An 18,134-nucleotide genomic window follows, 5' to 3' on the forward strand; every position below is an offset into this window, starting at 1 on the left:
TCGCCGCCCCGCTACTTGAGGGTGGCGGAGGTGAGGCCGGCCTGGATCTGGCGCTGGAAGGACAGGTAGACCACCAGCATCGGGATCATCGCGATGGTCACGCCGGCGAACAGCACCGGCAGGTCCGTCTCGTACCCCATCTGGTACTGCAGCTGGATCAGGCCCTGGGTGAGCATGTAGCGCTCGGGGTCCGATCCGGTCTGCGGCTGCATCAGCACGGAGGGCAGGATGTACTGGTTCCACTGCCCCAGGACATTGAATATCCCGACGCTGATCAGGCCGGGCTTGGCCATCGGCAGCATCACCTGGAAGAAGATCCGGGTGTCGGAGGCCCCGTCGATCACCGCCGCCTCGTGCACGGCCGTCGGCAGCGTGCGGAAGAACGAGTGCATGAAGAAGACGGTGAAGGGCATCGAATAGGCCACGTACACCAGGACCAGACCCTGGTACGTGTTGAGCATGTCCAGGCGCTTGACCATGAAGAACAGCGGGACGAGCGCCAGGAAGACGGGGAACATCGCCCCGCTGACGAAGAAGTAGTAGAAGAGCCGGTTCCCCGGGAAGGGGTAGCGGGCCAGTACGTACGCCGCCATCGAGCCGAGCAGCATGGTCAGCGGCACCGAGAACGCCATCACGATCAGCGTGTGGGCGAAATAGTCGCCGATGCCCTTGTCCCAGGCCCGGGAGAAGGCGTCGAAGTGCCAGTTGGAGGGCCAGCTGAGGGCCGATCCGCCGATCTGGGAGTCGGTCTTGAACGAGCCGAGCGCCAGCCAGATCAGGGGCAGGACGATCAGTATCGCCCAGACGGCGAGGAACCCGTGCGAGAAGACGTTCAGCACCATGCCGTCGGAGCCGGTGTTCCCGCCCTCCTTGGAGCGGCCGCTGCCGCCGGACCGCTCGGCCGAGGCCTCGCCCGGTGCCTTGATCACTGTGGACTCTGCGGTCATCGGGGATCTCCTCTCAGAACTCGATGCGCTCGCGGCGGGTGGCGCGCAGCGTGATGACGGAGAGGATCATGGTCAGGACGAGCATGACCACGCCCATGGCGCAGGCGTAGCCGCTCTTGCCGAAGTACAGGAAGTTGCGCATCAGCACCGTGGCCATGACCTCGCTGTGGTGGTCGGGTCCGCCGCCGAACTGGCCGGAAGTCATGGTCGACACCAGGACGAACATGTCCATCGCGGCGATGCCCAGGTAGACCGCGGAGGTCTGCACGGAGTCCCACAGCAGGGGCAGCGTGACCTTGAGGAAGGTCTGGGCGCGCCCCGCGCCGTCGAGCAGGGCTGCCTCGTAGATGTCCTTGGGTACGGACTGCATGGCGGCCGAGAAGAGGACCAGGTAGAAGCCGACTCCGTGCCAGACCACCACCAGGAGCAGGCACCACAGGACGAGGTTCGGCTGGTTGAGCCATTCGACGGGGTGGGCCGGGTCCACCAGGCCCAGCTTGGTGAGGAATCCGTTGAGCAGGCCGCCCTCGTCGCTGCGGTACACCGCGCCGAAGAGCACGGCGAGGATGGCCAGCGAGAGGACCTGCGGGAAGAAGTAGACGATCTTGTAGACGGAGGAGCCGCGGACGCCCCGCACCCCGCCCGCCCCGCTGCGCCCTCCCGCGTTCACCATGAAGGCGAAGAAGAGGGCCAGCAGGATCGTGATGGTCGGGACGAACACCAGGAGCAGCAGGTTGTGCCACAGGGCGCCGCGGAAGACCTCGTCCTTCATCAGCGCCGCGTAGTTGTCCAGGCCGACGAAGTCGAACGTGGGCGACTGTCCGGACCAGTTGGTGAAGGAGTAGCCGAACGTCTGAATGTACGGCCAGATGACGAAAGTCAGGTACAGCGCGAGCGGCAGGATGAGGAAGCCGACGATGAAGCCGATCCTTCCCTTGCCCTGGGCTACTTGGCTCATGGTGTCCGTCCCTTGGACGATGTCAGCTGCGGTGGTTGTTCTTGGCGTTCGGGTCCTTGGCAGCCTTGTCTACCGCAGCCTGGGCCCGCTTGATCCATTCCTTTGGCTGGATCCGCTTGGCCATCAGCTCATTGGACGCGTTCTGGATCTCGGTGTCCATCTCGCTGTACCAGTCGGGGTACAGGTAGTTGAAGGTGTTCGTCCCGGCCGTCTTGACGGCCGCGACAGCCGACGCCGTGCCCGGGCGCAGCTTGACGTTCGGGTCGACGCCGTCCTTGACCACGGTGAGGGAGTTGGCCTGCTGGGCGAAGAGGGTCGACCATTCGCGGGACAGCATCGAGCGGAGGAACTCCAGGCCGCCGGCCTTGTTGGCGGCCTTCTCCGGGACGATGAAGGGCTCGCCGGCGCCGGCCCGGATGGCCTCGAAGGGCAGCTTGCTGTCGGCGAGGGTGGGGACCGGCAGGAACTTCATGTCGAAGTCGTCCGGGGTCTGCTTGAGCTGCTCGTTCTCCAGCCAGGAGCCGGAGGGGATGAAGGCGGCCTTGTACTGGTTCCAGGCGGTCTGGGACTCCGTGTGGGTGAGGCCGTTGGTACCGGCCATCAGCAGGTCCTTCTCGACGACCTCGTAGACCGCCTCGACGGCGGCGAGGGCGGCGGGGTTGCCCTCGAAGGCATTCGGCTCGAGGTTGTCGATCGCCTTCATGGCCTCCAGACCGCCCTTCTTGGCGATCAGGTCCATGATGACGACGTTGATGTAGTACGGGAACTTGCCCTGGTGGGCGAGTCCGCCGATACCGGCGGCCTTGGCCTTGGTGCAGATGTCGAGGAACTCGTCCCAGGTCTTCGGCTCGGCCCAGCCCTTCTCCTTGAAGAGCTTGCCCGAGTACCAGAAGCCGAACACCGTGTAGACGTAGTAGAGCGCGACGAACTTGCCGCCCTGGGTGCCCTGTTCGACGGTGCCGGGGATGAGCATGTCCCGGACCTTCTTGGCCGGGTCGTCGAGCGAGGGCGCGTCGAGCACCGGGGTGAGCTCGGCGAGCTGGCCGCCCTTGGCGAGGACGTCGACCTTGATCTGCTGGGCGCCGGAGTCGTCGATGACGTCCGGCGGGTTGCCGCCGTTGAAGCGGGGCTGGAGTTTGGCCGCGATCTCCTGGGTGCCCAGGTGGGAGCTGGTGGTGCCCCACTTCTTGTCGAAGGCGGCCTCCCAGGCCTTCGCGTAGTCGTCGCCGAACCCGCCCTTGAAGACGACGACGTCGAGCTTGCCGCCCTTGGCCACGCCGAAGGGGTTCTCCTTGGTCACCGCACCCTTGTCCGGCCCCTTCGTGGTGTCCTCGCCGCCGGAGGCGCAGGCGGACAGGAAGCTCATCGTGGGCACCGAGATCAGTCCCAGTGCCGCGGAGCGCTTGATCAGGTCACGGCGGCCGATGCCCTCACCAGTGGATCCCATGCTCATGTCCTCGCCTTCGTCAGAAGTGTGAAGGAGGCCGGAAATCGCGACGGTCACCGCGCATGCGGACATCACCGCAGGTCCCCGCCATCCCCCGGTCCGGTGCCGCTCGTAACGCGGTGATCCGGACGGGCACAGGTATAGTCCACTTCCGCTCGTGTGAGCAAGATCATGCACACGGTTGTCCATCAGCTTTTCCGAGTTGAGACCTCCCCGAAACCTGGCCCGGGCCTGGAAAAGCGGAAGGGCCGTACCCCCTTAACGGGGATACGGCCCTTTGGTGCCGCTAAGGCGCTCAGCCTCGGATGAGGTTGCGGAGCACGTACTGCATGATGCCGCCGTTGCGGTAGTAGTCCGCCTCACCCGGGGTGTCGATGCGGACGACCGCGTCGAACTCCACACCGGTGTCGGTGGTGACCTTGACCGTGCGCGGGGTGGTGCCGTTGTTCAGCTCCTCCACACCGGTGAAGGAGAAGGTCTCCTCGCCGGTGAGGCCCAGCGAGGCCGCGGTGGCGCCCTCGGGGAACTGCAGGGGCAGGACGCCCATGCCGATCAGGTTGGAGCGGTGGATGCGCTCGTAGGACTCGGCGATGACGGCCTTGACGCCGAGCAGCGCGGTGCCCTTGGCGGCCCAGTCGCGGGACGAGCCGGAGCCGTACTCCTTGCCCGCCAGGATGACCAGCGGGATGCCGGCGGCCTGGTAGTTCTGCGAGGCGTCGTAGATGAACGCGACCGGCGCGCCCTCGGCCGTGAAGTCGCGGGTGAAGCCGCCCTCGGTGCCCGGCGCGATCTGGTTGCGCAGGCGGATGTTGGCGAACGTACCGCGGATCATGACCTCGTGGTTGCCGCGGCGGGAACCGTACGAGTTGAAGTCGCGGCGCTCGACGCCGTGCTCGGTGAGGTACTTGCCGGCCGGGGTGTCGGCCTTGATCGCACCGGCCGGGGAGATGTGGTCGGTGGTGACCGAGTCGCCCAGCTTCGCCAGGACGCGGGCGCCGGCGATGTCGGAGACCGGGGTGGTCTCCATCGTCATGCCCTCGAAGTAAGGGGGCTTGCGGACGTAGGTGGACTGCGGGTCCCACTCGAAGGTGTTGCCGGTGGGGATGGACAGCGCCTGCCACTGGGCGTCGCCCGCGAAGACGTCCTGGTAGGACTTGCTGAACATGTCCTCGCCGATGGCGTTCGCCACGACGTCGTTGACCTCGGCCTCGGAGGGCCAGATGTCCGCGAGGAAGACCGGCTTGCCCTCGGTGTCGGTGCCGATGGCGTCCTTGGTGATGTCCACCTTCATGGAGCCCGCGATGGCGTACGCGACGACCAGCGGCGGGGAGGCCAGGTAGTTCATCTTGACGTCGGGGTTGATCCGGCCCTCGAAGTTGCGGTTGCCGGAAAGCACCGAGGTGACCGCGAGGTCGTGCTCGTTGATCGCCTTCGAGATCTCCTCGTCCAGCGGACCGGAGTTGCCGATGCAGGTGGTGCAGCCGTACCCGACGAGGTTGAAGCCCATCTTGTCGAGGTACGGGGTCAGGCCGGACTTGTCGAAGTAGTCGGTGACGACCTTCGAGCCCGGAGCCAGGGTGGTCTTGACCCAGGGCTTGCGGGTCAGGCCCTTCTCGACGGCCTTCTTCGCCACGAGCGCCGCGGCGACCATGACGTAGGGGTTCGAGGTGTTGGTGCAGGAGGTGATCGCGGCGACGGTGACGGCGCCGTGGTCGATCTCGAAGGAGGTGCCGTCGGCCAGGGTGACCAGCGTCGGGCGGGTCGGCACGCCGTTGGCGGAGGCCGGGGCGTCGGAGGCCGGGAAGGACTCCTTGCCCGCCTCGTCGTCATCCTCGACGTAGTTGCACACGTCCTGCGCGAACTGCTGCGAGGCGTTGGCGAGGACGATGCGGTCCTGCGGGCGCTTCGGGCCGGCGATGGAGGGGACGACCGTGGAGAGGTCGAGCTCCAGCTTCTCGGAGAAGTCCGGCTCGGCGGCCGGGTCCAGCCACAGGCCCTGCTCCTTGGCGTACGCCTCGACGAGGGCGACCTGCTGGGCGTCGCGGCCGGTCAGGCGCAGGTACTTCAGGGTCTCGTCGTCGATCGGGAAGATCGCGGCGGTGGAACCGAACTCCGGCGACATGTTGCCGATGGTGGCGCGGTTCGCGAGGGAGGTGGCGGCGACGCCCTCACCGTAGAACTCGACGAACTTGCCGACGACACCGTGCTTGCGCAGCATCTCGGTGATGGTCAGCACGAGGTCGGTGGCGGTGGTGCCGGTCGGCAGCTCGCCGGTCAGCTTGAAGCCCACGACGCGGGGGATCAGCATGGAGACCGGCTGACCGAGCATCGCGGCCTCGGCCTCGATGCCGCCGACGCCCCAGCCCAGCACGCCGAGGCCGTTGACCATCGTGGTGTGCGAGTCGGTGCCGACGAGGGTGTCGGGGTACGCCTGGCCGCCCCGGACCATGACCGTGCGGGCCAGGTGCTCGATGTTGACCTGGTGGACGATGCCGGTGCCCGGGGGGACGACCTTGAAGTCGTCGAAGGCGGTCTGACCCCAGCGCAGGAACTGGTAGCGCTCCTTGTTGCGGCCGTACTCCAGCTCGACGTTCTGCGCGAAGGCGTCCTTCGTGCCGAACTTGTCGGCGATGACCGAGTGGTCGATGACCATCTCGGCGGGCGAGAGCGGGTTGATCTTCGCCGGGTCGCCGCCGAGGGCCTTCACGGCCTCACGCATGGTGGCGAGGTCCACGACGCAGGGGACGCCGGTGAAGTCCTGCATGATCACGCGGGCCGGCGTGAACTGGATCTCCTCGCTGGGCTGGGCCTGCGAGTCCCAGTTGCCGAGCGACCGGATGTGGTCGGCGGTGATGTTCGCGCCGTCCTCGGTGCGGAGCAGGTTCTCCAGCAGCACCTTCAGGCTGTAGGGAAGGCGGGCAGAGCCCTCAACCTTGTCCAGCCGGAAGATCTCGTACGACTCGTCGCCCACCTGCAGCGTGCTGCGGGCGTCGAAGCTGTTCGCCGACACGACAGTCTCCTTCATGCATGAAATTCGCGCGTTTTACCGCAATCCTGCCGCCACGCCCTGTGGCCAATCCGCTAAGGTAAGGCTAAGTTAGGTAGTCCTTACCAGCAGGGGCGGCTGCGGTACGCCTTCGGCAGATATCTCGATGTCGAGATAACTCTAGTGCATTGCCGCGCCCTGGTCATGCACGGCATGGGGCAGATCACAGGGAAGGCGTACCGGAAGACGTACGCACGGTCAGCGCGGCCGGGACGGTCAGCTGGCCCGGCAGCGCGCCCTGCGGGGACTCCAGCAGCGCGACCAGCGCGGCGACGGCGTTCTCCCCGATCACCTCCGGCCGCAGGGTCACGGTGCTCACCGCCGGGTCTCGAGTCGCGTACGAGGGGTCCTCGCTCGCGCAGACGAGCCGCAGCTCGTTCGGTATCCGCAGCCCGTGCCGGGCGGCGGCGGCCAGCACCTGGCGGCCGCCGGGGTCGTACACGCAGTACACGGCGTCGGGGCGGAGGCGGCCGGGCGCGGCGAAGGCGGCGTCGAAGGCGTGCCCCTGGGCGTCCTCGGGGTCGAAGGGGACCACCAGCGCGGCCGCCCCGCGCGCGGCGCACCAGCGGGTGTAGGCGGAGGTGACGGCCTCGGTGTAGTACTCCCGGCCGTACGCGGAGTGCAGCGCGATCCGCCGGGCCCCGGAGGAGGCGAGGTGGTCGAGGACCTCGCGGGTGGTGGCCTCGTGGTCGTTGTCCACCCACACGTCCGCGGGCCGCGGGTCCGGGGGCCGGCCGTCGAAGACCACCGGCAGGCCGCGTGCGCGCAGTGCGCGGAGCACCGGGTCGCCGGCCGGGCTGTCGAGCAGGAGCATCCCGTCGACGGCGAGGGTGTGCCAGAGCGGCTCGGCGCCCCGGTCGGCGGGCAGCACGGTGAGGGCGTAGCCGCGGGCGTGGGCGGCTGCGGTGGCTGCGGTCAGCAGGCGCGAGAAGTAGGCGATCTCGACGAAGTTCCAGGCGGAGCCCGCGTACGTGGTGACGGCGAGGCCGAGCGTACGGGTGCGGGGGCCGCGGCGGGCGCTGTAGCCGAGGGCGGCCGCCACCTCGCGGACCCGGCGGCGGGTGGACTCGCCGACGCGGCCCGTGCCGCCCAGCGCGTGCGAGACGGTCGCGGTGGAGACCTCCGCGGCGCGCGCGATGTCGGCGATGGTCGGTCCGGGCCCGGGCACGGGGCCATCGTACGGACGGCGGTGCGGATTTCGTCGGTGGCGGCGGGTTCTGGTTAAGGGGTTAATCAAACAGTGTCCTGGCCACACCGACGTTTGGAGTGGCCATGACCTCTACTTCTCCTTTGTCCTCCCCCCTCTTGTCTTCTCCGCTCTCCCGCCGGGGCCTTCTCGGGGCCGTCGGCGCGGCGGGCGCGGCCGGTCTGCTGGGCGCGGGGCCCGCGGCCGCGGCCGCGGCCACCGCCTCCGGCGGGCGCGGTTCGGCCGCCCTGGTGATCCACAACGCCCGGGTGTTCACCGGGACCGCTGGCGGCGGGGGGCCGGTGGAGGCCGTCGCGGTCGGCCGGGACGGGAAGATCCTGGCCACCGGGAGCGGTTCGGCGCTGCGCCGGCACATCGGGCGGGACACCGAGGTCGTCGACGCACACGGGAACACCGTGATGAGCGGCATCCACGACGGGCACGTGCACCCGCTGGGCGCCGGCGACCGCTCCCTGCGGCCTTCGCTGGAGGGGGCGGAGACCACCCTGCCCGAGCTGCGGGAGCTGCTGGCCGGCTTCCTCGCCGACACCGGGGGCGCGGGCGCGGAGCCGGACGCCTGGCTGGTGGTGGAGGACTGGAATCCGGTCGGGCTGCTGCCGACCGGGAGCGTGCCGCACCACTCGATGCTGGACGCGCTGGCGACCCGCAGACCCGTCGCGCTGGTCGGCGGCGACGGGCACAACCTCTGGGTGAACCGGCGGGCCCTGGAGATCGCCGGGATCACGGCGGCCACCCCCGACCCGGTCGGCGGCCGGATCGTGAAGGGCCCGGACGGGCAGCCCTCGGGCGTCCTGAAGGACGACGCCCAGGACCTGGTGAAGCGGCACATCCCGGAGCCCTCGCGGGCCGAACTGGTCGCGGCCTGCGCGAAGGTGCTGGAGCTGGCGGCCGCGTCCGGGGTCACCACGATGATGGACGCCCTGGTGGGGCGGCACGAGCTGGAGCTCTACCAGGCCCTGTCGGCGGCGGGGAAGCTGCCGCAGCGGATCGTGCCGGCGATCCGGCTGGACGCGGAGCAGACCAAGGACCCCGCGGGCGCGCTGGCGTACGCGCGCGGGCTGCGGAAGGAGTTCGAGGGGGTGGGGGGCCTGCGGTTCGGGATGGTCAAGGTGTTCCTGGACGGGGTCATCGAGTACCCGGCGCAGACGGCCGCGCTGCTGAAGCCCTACCTGGACGGGAACGGGAAGCCGACCGGCAACCGGGGCGAGCTGTACACCTCGGCGGCGGACTACGGCCGGCTGACGGCGGCGTTCAACAAGGCCGGCTGGCAGATGCACGCCCACGGGCTCGGAGACCGGGCGGTACGGACGGCTTTGGACGGATACGCGTACGCCCGCCGGGTGACGGGGCAGCGGGACGCACGCAATGCCGTGGCGCATCTGCAGATCGTGGACCCGGCGGACCTGCGGCGCTTCGCGCAGCTGGGCGTCGCGGCGTGCATGCAGCTCCAGTGGGCCGCCGAGGACACCTGGACGATGGAGGCACTGCTTCCGTACATCGGGCCGGAGCGCCACCGGTGGATGTACCCGGCACGCAGCCTGGAGCGGGTGGGGGCCCGGCTGACCGGCGGCTCGGACTGGCCGGTGGACGCGCTCCAGGTGTGGAACCAGCTGCGGACCGCGATCGACCGGCAGGGCGCGTACGGCACGGGCGAGCTGCACCGGGAGCTGGAGGGGCTGAGCCGGACCTCGGTGCTGCGGATGCATACGTCGGGGACGGCGTGGCAGCTGAGGCAGGAGGGGCTGACGGGGACGGTGGAGCCGGACAAGGCGGCGGACCTGGTGGTGCTGGACCGGGATGTGACCCGCTGTCCGGTGGCCGACATCAGCGGGACCGGCGTACGGATGACCCTGGTCGGCGGCCGGGTGGTGCACGACGCGGACTCGGCGGCGGGCCGGGCCGCGGCGGGCCGCGCAGCCCGGGCGGGATCCGGTCCGCGCCCGGCGACGTACGCGGCGGTGCACGGGGGCCGCCACCACGCCTGCGGGCACTGACACCAAAGAGGACCTTTCGCCCCCTTTGTCCCCACAAGAGCGGGAACAGCTCACCCGCCTCCTCCGCCGGGTCGTCGCGCACCACGCACCCGCCGGTCCGGCCATGGAACCAGGCGGAACTGACGGTCAGTAACACCCGTCTGCCACACCCGACGCAGGGGTCATCTCATATCTGAGATACGGTGCATCCATGGCAGACGACTACCTCGTACGCATCGGCAAGCTCATCCGTGACGCCCGGCAGCACCGGGGCTGGACGCAGAGTCAGCTCGCGGATGCGCTCGGCACCAGCCAGAGCGCCGTGAACCGGATCGAGCGCGGCAACCAGAACATCAGCCTTGAGATGATCGCCCGAATCGGTGAAGCTCTCGACAGCGAGATCGTCTCCCTGGGCTACGCCGGCCCGATGCATCTGCGGGTCGTCGGCGGGCGCCGGCTGTCCGGCGCCATCGACGTCAAGACGAGCAAGAACGCGTGCGTGGCACTGCTGTGCGCCTCGCTGCTCAACAAGGGCCGCACGGTCCTGCGGCGGGTCGCCCGCATCGAGGAGGTCTACCGGCTCCTCGAGGTCCTGAACTCCATCGGTGTCCGCACCCGCTGGATCAACGAGGGCGTGGACCTGGAGATCGTCCCGCCGGTCCGCCTCGACATGGACGCCATGGACGCGGACGCGGCCCGCCGCACCCGGAGCATCATCATGTTCCTGGGCCCGCTGCTGCACCGGATGGACCAGTTCCGCCTGCCGTACGCCGGCGGCTGCGACCTCGGCACCCGCACCATCGAGCCGCACATGATCGCCCTGCGCCGCTTCGGCCTGGACATCACCGCGACCGAGGGCATCTACCACGCGAAGGTCGAGGCGGGGGTCTCCCCGGGCCGCCCGATCGTCCTGACCGAGCGCGGGGACACGGTCACCGAGAACGCCCTGCTGGCCGCCGCCCGGCACGACGGCGTCACGGTCATCCGCAACGCCTCCTCCAACTACATGGTCCAGGACCTGTGCTTCTTCCTGGAGGCGCTGGGCGTGCGCGTGGACGGCATCGGCACGACCACCCTGACCGTTCACGGCGTCCCGAACATCGACGTGGACGTGGACTACTCCCCCTCCGAGGACCCGGTCGAGGCGATGAGCCTGCTCGCCGCCGCGGTCGTCACGGAGTCGGAGCTGACGATCCGCCGGGTCCCGATCGAGTTCATGGAGATCGAGCTCGCGGTGCTGGAGGAAATGGGCCTCGACCACGACCGCTCGGCGGAGTACACGGCGGACAACAACCGCACCCGCCTGGTCGACCTGACGGTCCGCCCCTCGAAGCTCGAGGCGCCGATCGACAAGATCCACCCGATGCCGTTCCCCGGGCTGAACATCGACAACGTCCCGTTCTTCGCGGCCATCGCGGCCGCCGCCCAGGGCCAGACCCTGATCCACGACTGGGTGTACGACAACCGGGCCATCTACCTGACGGACCTGAACCGCCTCGGCGGCCGCCTCCAACTCCTGGACCCCCACCGCGTCCTGGTCGAGGGCCCGACGCGCTGGCGCGCGGCGGAGATGATGTGCCCGCCGGCCCTGCGCCCGGCGGTGGTCGTCCTCCTGGCCATGATGGCGGCGGAGGGCACCTCGGTCCTGCGCAACGTCTACGTCATCAACCGCGGCTACGAGGAACTGGCGGAACGCCTCAACTCGGTGGGCGCCCAGATCGAAATCTTCCGCGACATCTAACTCAGCCGCAGGTCAGGACGCCATTGCGTCCTCCGGGGCCGTCTGTGGGCCGTCGTCGGTGTCTCCGCCCCGCGAAAGACACCGACGACGGCCCGGCGTGAAACCGGTTCACGTGGTGGAGTGACACGCGTACGCTGCGGCGGTTCTGCACAGTGTTCGTCTGGGGGGTCATTCATGTTCCAGCGTCGGGGATTCGCCGTGGCAGCGCTCGTCGGGGCGGTGGTCCTGCTCGGCAGCGGATGCGAGGATGCCGCGCCGAAGAAGGGGGCGGACAAGCCGGCCGCTGCCACGACCGGTGCCGCACCCTCGGCCTCGCCCACTGCGCCCGCCATGCCCGCGCTCGTCGGGCAGAAGTTCACCGACGCCGAGGCCGCCGTCAAAAAGCTGGTCAGCAGAGCCGTCGAGGCCCGCAGCGCCTACGGCGACGTCCCGTTGGCCCCGGACCACGGCACCTGGGCGGTCTGCTTCCAGACCCCGGCGGCCGGGAGCCCCCTCGAGCCGGCGTCCGCCGTCGAGCTCTCGCTCGTCGCGCCCGGCCGGCCGTGCCCGGACAAGGCCGGCGCCGCCCTCGCCCCCTCCAAGGCCCCGGCGGCGAGCCGGACTCCCGCACTGCCGAAGCCGAAGACCTCGCCCCCGACCGACGGCGGCTCCACCGGCGGTGACGGGGGCGGCACCGGCGGCGGCAGCGGCGGGAGCAGCGTCTACTTCAAGAGCTGCGCCGAGGCCAAGGCCGCCGGGGCGGCGCCCATGCGGCGCGGCCGGCCCGGTTACCGCGAGGCCCTCGACCGCGACAAGGACGGCATCGCCTGCGACAAGTAGTGACAAAAAGGTGAGCCGACCGATGGGTTTCAGCCGCATGGCGGGGCGATCCTCGGCGCCCCCGGCGCGGGCCGGGCAGAATCGGCCCCGTCGGTACGGTGTCGAGGGGGCGGCCATGGCAGCAGTGGATACAAGGACGGAAACCGGTACGGAGGTACCCGCGCTCGGCGGGATCCCCCTGCTCGGTTCCCTGTTCGACCTGAAGTCGGACTCGCTCGGGACCTATCTGCGCGCCCAGCAGCAGCACGGCGACGTCGTACGGATCACCGCCGGCCCCCCGGGGCTGCGCGCCGAGCTGTACTGCGTCTTCTCCGCGGAGGGCGCGCAGCAGGTCCTGGCCTCGGAGTCGGCCAACTTCCGCAAGGACAACGCCTTCTACCAGGAGCTCCGGGACTCTTTCGGCAACGGCCTGCTGACCAGCCAGGACGAGGACTACCTGCGCCAGCGGCGGCTGGTCCAGCCGCTGTTCACCAAGCGCCGGGTGGACGGGTACGCCGACGCCGTCGCGGCCGAGACCCAGGCGGTCATCGCGGGCTGGGAGCAGGCCCCCGGCGCAGTGGTCGACGTCGGCGAGGAGATGATGCAACTCGCCCTGCGCGCGGTCGCCCGGATCCTCTTCGGCACCGACGTGGAGGCCACCGTCGACGTCGTCGACCGGTGTTTTCCGGTCATCACGGATTACGTGCTGCGCCGCGGCTACTCCCCCGCCAACATCCCGCGCACCTGGCCCACGCCGGGCAACAAGCGGGCGGCCGCCGCGATGGACGAGCTGTACGCGGTGTGCGACAAGATCATCGCCGAACGGCGCAGCGGCGCCACGGCCGGGGGCGAGGACCTGCTGAGCCTGCTGGCCGCCGCAACGAGCACGGACGACGGCGAGTTCGACGCCGCCGAGCTGCGCGACCAGGTACTGATCTTCCTGCTCGCCGGCCACGAGACGACGGCCACCTCGCTCGCATTCTCCCTGCACCTGCTGGCCCGGCACCCCGAGCAGCAGGCGCGGGCCCGGGAGGAGATCTCCCGCGTGCTGGGCGACCGTACGCCGGAGGCCGCCGACCTGGACCGGCTCCCGTACCTCACGCAGGTCCTCAAGGAGGCGATGCGGCTCTACCCGGCCGCCCCGGTCATCGGCCGCAGTTCGGTCGCGGCCACCGAGGTCGGCGGACGGACCATCCCGGCGGGCTCGGACGTGATCCTGGCTCCGTGGGTGACGCACCGGCATCCCCGGTACTGGCCGGATCCGGACCGCTTCGACCCGGACCGCTTCACCCCGGAGGCGGAGGCCGGCCGCCCGCGCTACGCCTGGTTCCCGTTCGGCGGCGGCCCGCGCGCCTGCATCGGGCAGCACTTCTCGATGCTGGAGTCGGTGATCGCGCTGGCGATGATCCTGCGGGCGTACGAGTTCGAGGCCGTGGACACCGACATCCCGCTCAGCGCCGGGATCACCCTGCAGGCGGACGGCCCGATCCGCTGCCGGGTCCGGGGCACGGCCGGTTAGCGGCCGGACAGCTCCGGACAGCGGCCGGCTTCCGCCGCCTGCGCGTCTCAGGCGGCCGCCGGGGCATGGTGGCCCTTGAGGCGTTCCAGGTCCGAGGGGCGGACCTGGATCACGAACAGCGCGATGACCGCGGCGATCAGGGCGAAGGCGGCCGCGACGATGAACGCGGCGCTCACGCCCGAGGTGAGCACCTGGTCGCCCCATGGGTCCGGTAGTTGGCCGGTCCGCAGGAAGAGGGCCTTCTGGACGGGGCCGGCCTGGCTCAGGAAGGCCGGGACCTGATCGTGCGCCTCGTTGCGGCTGGCCGTACCGAAGACCGTGACCAGGATGGACAGGCCGAGCGATCCGCCCACCTGCTGCGTCGTGTTGAGCAGTCCGGAGGCAGCGCCCGACTCCCGGTCGGCGACATTGGACAGGGCCATCAGGGTCAGCGAGACGAACTGCATGCCCATGCCGAGGCTGAACACGAGCACCGGGCCCAGGATGCTGCCCAGGTACGTCGAGTGGACGTCGGTCTGCGTCAGCCAGGCCAGGCCGGCCGCCGAGCACAGGGCGCCCGTCACCATGAAGGGTTTCGGCCCGATTCTGGGCAGCAGCTGGGAGGTGATGCCCGCGCCGACGGCGATGACGACGCTGACCGGCAGGAACGCGAGGCCGGCCTGGATCGGGCTGAAGCCCAGCACGTTCTGCACGAACAGGGTCAGGAAGAAGAACATGCCGAACATCGCGCAGGCGAGGAAGAGCATGATGCCGTAGGACCCGGCCCGGTTGCGGTCGGCGAACATGTGCAGCGGGGTGATCGGCTGCGGCGAGCGCCGCTCGTTGAGGAAGAACAGCAGGAGCAGGACCACGGCCGCCCCGAAGGAGCCGAGGGTGATCGGGTCGGTCCAGCCTTCCTGGGAGGCGCGGATGAAGCCGTACACGAGCGCGACCATGCCCGCGGTGGACAACAGCGCGCCTGCGAGGTCGAAGTGTCCGGGATGGCGCTCGGACTCGTGGATGACGCGCCTGGCCATCACGGCGATGGCCAGAGCGATCGGGACGTTGACGAAGAGCACCCAGCGCCAGTTGAGCCATTCGACCAGGATGCCGCCGGCCAGCAGCCCGATCGCGCCGCCGCCCGCCGAGACGGCGGAGAACACGCCGAACGCCCGGTTGCGCGCCGGGCCTTCGCGGAACGTGGTGGTGATCAGTGCCAGCGCGGTCGGGGAGGCGATGGCGCCGCCGACACCCTGCAGGGCCCGGGCTGCCATCAGCTGGCCCTCGTTCTGTGCGAGACCGCCGAGCAGTGAGGCCAGGCCGAAGAGCAGGATGCCGAAGATGAACACGCGTTTGCGGCCGAGGATGTCGCCGGTGCGCCCGCCGAGGAGGAGCAGTCCGCCGAAGGTGAGGGTGTAGGCGTTGACCACCCAGGACAGGCTCTCGGTGGAGAAGCCGAGGGCGGTCTGGATGTGCGGCAGCGCGATGTTCACGATGGTGATGTCGAGAACGACCATGAGCTGGCACGAGGCGATGACGAACAGCGCCAGCCCGTTGCCGCTGCCCCGGACCTTGCCGTCGGTCCCCTTGCTGGTCGGCGTTGCGTTCCGGTCCACCTTTCGACGCTAAACCTGCTACCGGGGGTACACCACTCGAATGGCCTAGGCCGCATGACATGTACAGTGTGCCATTTCACATGACACACTACGGATCATGGATGACTTCCTCAGGCTCTCCGCGAGCACCGGCCGCTTCACGTACGGCGCCCCGCGCGCGTTCTCCTTCGGGGACGACGGCCAGCTGCTCTGGTTCCTCCGCTCCACCGGCCCCGCCGACGCCTTCGACAGCCTCTGGGTCCTGGACACCGCCACCGGCACCGAGACCCGCCTCGCCGACCCCCGCGAGCTGTCCCCCGAGCCGGGCACCCTGCCGGCCGCCGAGCGCCGGCTGCGGGAGCGGATCCGGCTGGTCGCCGCCGGGATCGGCTCGTACGCGCTCTCCGGCGACGGCCGCAGCGCGGTGTTCCCGCTGTACGGGCGGCTGTACCGGGTCAGGTACGAGAGCACCGCCGCGGTCGCGGTCGACGGCACCGGGCAGTCCGCCGGGAAGCCGGCCGGCCGGCCCGAGGAGATTCCGGCCGCCGGGCCCGCCCTCGACCCGCGGCTCGACGCCGACGGCTCCCGCACCGCCTACGTCACCGACGACGCCCTGTACACCCACCCGGGCGGCCGGGTCAGCCCCGCCGACGGAGCCCGCTGGGGCGTCGCCGAGTTCGCCGCCGCCGAGGAGCTCGGCCGGGGCCGGGGCCACTGGTGGTCCCCGGACGGGGAGACCCTGCTGGCCGCGCGCGTCGACGAATCCGCCCTCCAGCGGCGCCACTTCGCCGACCCCGCGCACCCCGAGCTGCCGCCGGAGGACTTCGCGTATCCCGAGGCGGGCGGGCCCAACGCCGAGGTCCAGCTGTGGGTGCTCGGCCCCGACGGCGCCCGGGTACGGCTCGACTGGGACGCCGAGGCGTACCCGTACGTCTCCGACGTCGGCTGGCCCGCCGATGACACGGCGGAACGGGAGATCCTGCTGACCGTCCAGGACCGGCTCCAGAGTTGCGTCCTGCTGCTCACCGCCGACCCGGCCACCGGCCGTACCCGCGAGCTGTCCCGCACCACCCACCCCCACTGGGTCGACCCGATGCTGCCCGGCACCCCGGCCCGGCTCGCCGACGGCCGGATGCTCACCGCCGCCGACACCCCCGGCGGCGCCGCCCGCGGCCTCGCCGTCGACGGGAAACCGCTCACCGGGGACGGGATCCAGGTCCGCCGGGTGGCCGGCACCCACCGCGACCGGCTGCTGATCGAGGCCGGGCAGCGCGACCCCGCCGAACAGCAGGTCCTGCTCCTCGACCCCGCCACCGGGGAGCTGACCCCGCTGGCCGACGGACCGGGGGTGCACAGCGTCCAGGCCTCCGCCGGAACCCTGCTGCTGACCTCCGCCGACGCCGACGGGATCCGGCGGACCGTACGCACCGCCGACGGGCGTGAGTTCGAGCCCGCCGACCTGTCCGCGCCGCTGCCCTACCGGGTGGTCCCGCTGCTGGAGCGGGTCACCGAGCACGCCGTCCCCACCTCGGTGGTGTTCCCCCGCGGCCACGTCCCCGGCCGGCAGCTGCCCGTCCTCATGGACAGCTACGGCGGCCCCTGCTTCCAGGACGTGTCCGCCGAGCCGCGCCGCTGGCAGCACCGCCAGTGGTGGGCCGACCGGGGCTTCGCGGTGGTGACCGTCGACAACCGCGGAACCCCGTACGTCTCCCCCGCCTTCACCCACGCCGTGTACCGCGGGTTCTCCGAGGTCACCCTGGACGACCAGGTCGCCGCCCTGCACGCACTCGGCGAACGCCACCCGGACCTGGACCTCGGCCGGGTCGGGGTACGCGGCTGGTCGTACGGCGGCTACCTGTCCGCGATGGCGGTGCTGCGCCGCCCGGACGTCTTCCACGCGGCGGCCGCCGGGGCCGCGCCGACCGACTTCCGGCACTACGACACGGCGTACACCGAGCGCTACCTCGGGCTCCCACAGGACAACCCCGAGGTGTACGAGCGGGACTCCCTCATCCCCGACGCCCCGAACCTGATCCGGCCGCTGCTGCTGGTCACGGGCCTGGCCGACGACAACGTCCACCCCTCGCACACCCTGCGCCTCTCCCAGGCCCTGACGGACGCGGGCCGCCCGCACCAGCTCCTGGCCCTGCCCGGCGTCACCCACATGACCCCGAACGGCACGAAGGAGAAGCTCATGGCCCTGGAACTGGAGTTCTTCCGCCGCGAACTGGCCTGACGGTTGCGAATCGCTCAGACCGCGGAGTCCCGGTGCGGTCCCGTCGCGAAGGCGAGGATGTCGGGCACCGCCTCGTGCAGGCTCGCGAAGTGGCGGTGCACTCCGTCCACCGGGACCGCGGTGTTGACTCCCCACACCGTCATGCCGGCCCGCAGCCCGGACTCGACGCCGGACGGGGCGTCCTCGATGACCAGGCAGTCCTCCGGCCTGGCGCCGAGACGCTCCGCGGCCAGCAGGTAGGGGACCGGCGACGGCTTGCCCTCGGCGACGGCGGCGGCGTCCACGAGCACGCCCGGAACCGGCAGCCCGGTCCGGGCGAACCGCCCGCGCACCCGGTGCCCGTAGTTCGAGGTCACCAGTGCCCAGCGCCCCGGGGGCAGGCCGGACAGCAGCTCCGCCGCGCCGTCGAAGGCCGCATAGACACCGGACCGGACGTCTTCGTCCTCCAGTTCGTGCAGCGCGGCCAGGCATGTGTGCGGGTCCTGCTCCGGGGCCACCGCCGCGAAGGTCTCCATGGGGCGCGTCCGCAGCGCCACTTGATGGACGGCCCCGGGGTCGAGTCCGTACCGCGCCGCCCATGTCTCCCAGACTCGTCGCTGGTTGGCCACCGCGTCGATCAAGGTCCCGTCGACATCGAAGAGGACGTACCGCGCGGAGCCCGGCCGGGTAGGTTCGCTGGTCACGCCGT

Annotated in this window: 12 protein-coding genes; 5 read left to right on the plus strand and 7 right to left on the minus strand. The window is 70.5% G+C overall.

The genetic code is table 11. The annotated features are described in order from the left end of the window. Positions 1–11: 11 nt before the first annotated feature. From OHT74_RS09750 to OHT74_RS09770, 5 genes are all read right to left on the minus strand, one after another. Positions 12–947, minus strand: coding sequence for a carbohydrate ABC transporter permease (locus tag OHT74_RS09750; protein ID WP_266662642.1), 936 nt, complete (start codon positions 945–947; stop codon positions 12–14). 13 nt (positions 948–960) lie between these two features. Next, a complete protein-coding gene (locus OHT74_RS09755; RefSeq protein ID WP_266662644.1) occupies positions 961–1,905 on the minus strand; it encodes a carbohydrate ABC transporter permease in 945 nt (314 codons plus the stop codon). Positions 1,906–1,927: 22 nt separating this feature from the next. Next, positions 1,928–3,352, minus strand: a complete 1,425-nt coding sequence (gene ngcE, locus OHT74_RS09760) for an N-acetylglucosamine/diacetylchitobiose ABC transporter substrate-binding protein (RefSeq protein WP_053691397.1) — start codon at positions 3,350–3,352, stop codon at positions 1,928–1,930. A 295-nt stretch (positions 3,353–3,647) separates the two neighbouring features. Continuing rightward, entirely contained in the window at positions 3,648–6,377 is a 2,730-nt protein-coding gene (gene acnA, locus OHT74_RS09765) for an aconitate hydratase AcnA (RefSeq protein WP_328620042.1), read from the minus strand. A 184-nt stretch (positions 6,378–6,561) separates the two neighbouring features. Continuing rightward, positions 6,562–7,566, minus strand: coding sequence for a LacI family DNA-binding transcriptional regulator (locus tag OHT74_RS09770; protein ID WP_328620043.1), 1,005 nt, complete (start codon positions 7,564–7,566; stop codon positions 6,562–6,564). A 104-nt stretch (positions 7,567–7,670) separates the two neighbouring features. Here OHT74_RS09770 and OHT74_RS09775 point away from each other — a divergent pair, with 104 nt between their 5' ends. From OHT74_RS09775 to OHT74_RS09790, 4 genes are all read left to right on the plus strand, one after another. After that, the gene (locus OHT74_RS09775; RefSeq protein WP_443047333.1) at positions 7,671–9,599 is read left to right on the plus strand and encodes an amidohydrolase; all 1,929 of its coding nucleotides are present in this window, start codon (positions 7,671–7,673) and stop codon (positions 9,597–9,599) included. Between the two features lie 190 nt (positions 9,600–9,789). Continuing rightward, positions 9,790–11,319 carry a helix-turn-helix domain-containing protein gene (locus OHT74_RS09780; protein WP_266997556.1) on the plus strand — a complete coding sequence of 510 codons (1,530 nt, stop codon included), beginning with the start codon at positions 9,790–9,792 and terminating at the stop codon, positions 11,317–11,319. A 198-nt stretch (positions 11,320–11,517) separates the two neighbouring features. After that, positions 11,518–12,138 carry an excalibur calcium-binding domain-containing protein gene (locus OHT74_RS09785; protein ID WP_328620045.1) on the plus strand — a complete coding sequence of 207 codons (621 nt, stop codon included), beginning with the start codon at positions 11,518–11,520 and terminating at the stop codon, positions 12,136–12,138. Positions 12,139–12,253: 115 nt separating this feature from the next. Then, entirely contained in the window at positions 12,254–13,636 is a 1,383-nt protein-coding gene (locus OHT74_RS09790) for a cytochrome P450 (RefSeq protein WP_328620046.1), read from the plus strand. A 47-nt stretch (positions 13,637–13,683) separates the two neighbouring features. On the opposite strand, the gene OHT74_RS09795 is transcribed toward OHT74_RS09790, so the two are convergent. Next, entirely contained in the window at positions 13,684–15,231 is a 1,548-nt protein-coding gene (locus tag OHT74_RS09795) for an MFS transporter (protein ID WP_266662661.1), read from the minus strand. A 97-nt stretch (positions 15,232–15,328) separates the two neighbouring features. Between OHT74_RS09795 and OHT74_RS09800 the strand changes: the two genes are divergently transcribed. After that, positions 15,329–17,446, plus strand: coding sequence for a prolyl oligopeptidase family serine peptidase (locus OHT74_RS09800; protein ID WP_328620047.1), 2,118 nt, complete (start codon positions 15,329–15,331; stop codon positions 17,444–17,446). Positions 17,447–17,460: 14 nt separating this feature from the next. Here OHT74_RS09800 and OHT74_RS09805 read toward each other — a convergent pair whose 3' ends face one another. After that, positions 17,461–18,129: an HAD family hydrolase gene (locus OHT74_RS09805; RefSeq protein WP_266662665.1), complete on the minus strand. Its 669-nt coding sequence runs from the start codon at positions 18,127–18,129 to the stop codon at positions 17,461–17,463. Positions 18,130–18,134 lie beyond the last annotated feature (5 nt).

Source organism: Streptomyces sp. NBC_00354 (assembly GCF_036106915.1).
Taxonomy (GTDB): domain Bacteria; phylum Actinomycetota; class Actinomycetes; order Streptomycetales; family Streptomycetaceae; genus Streptomyces.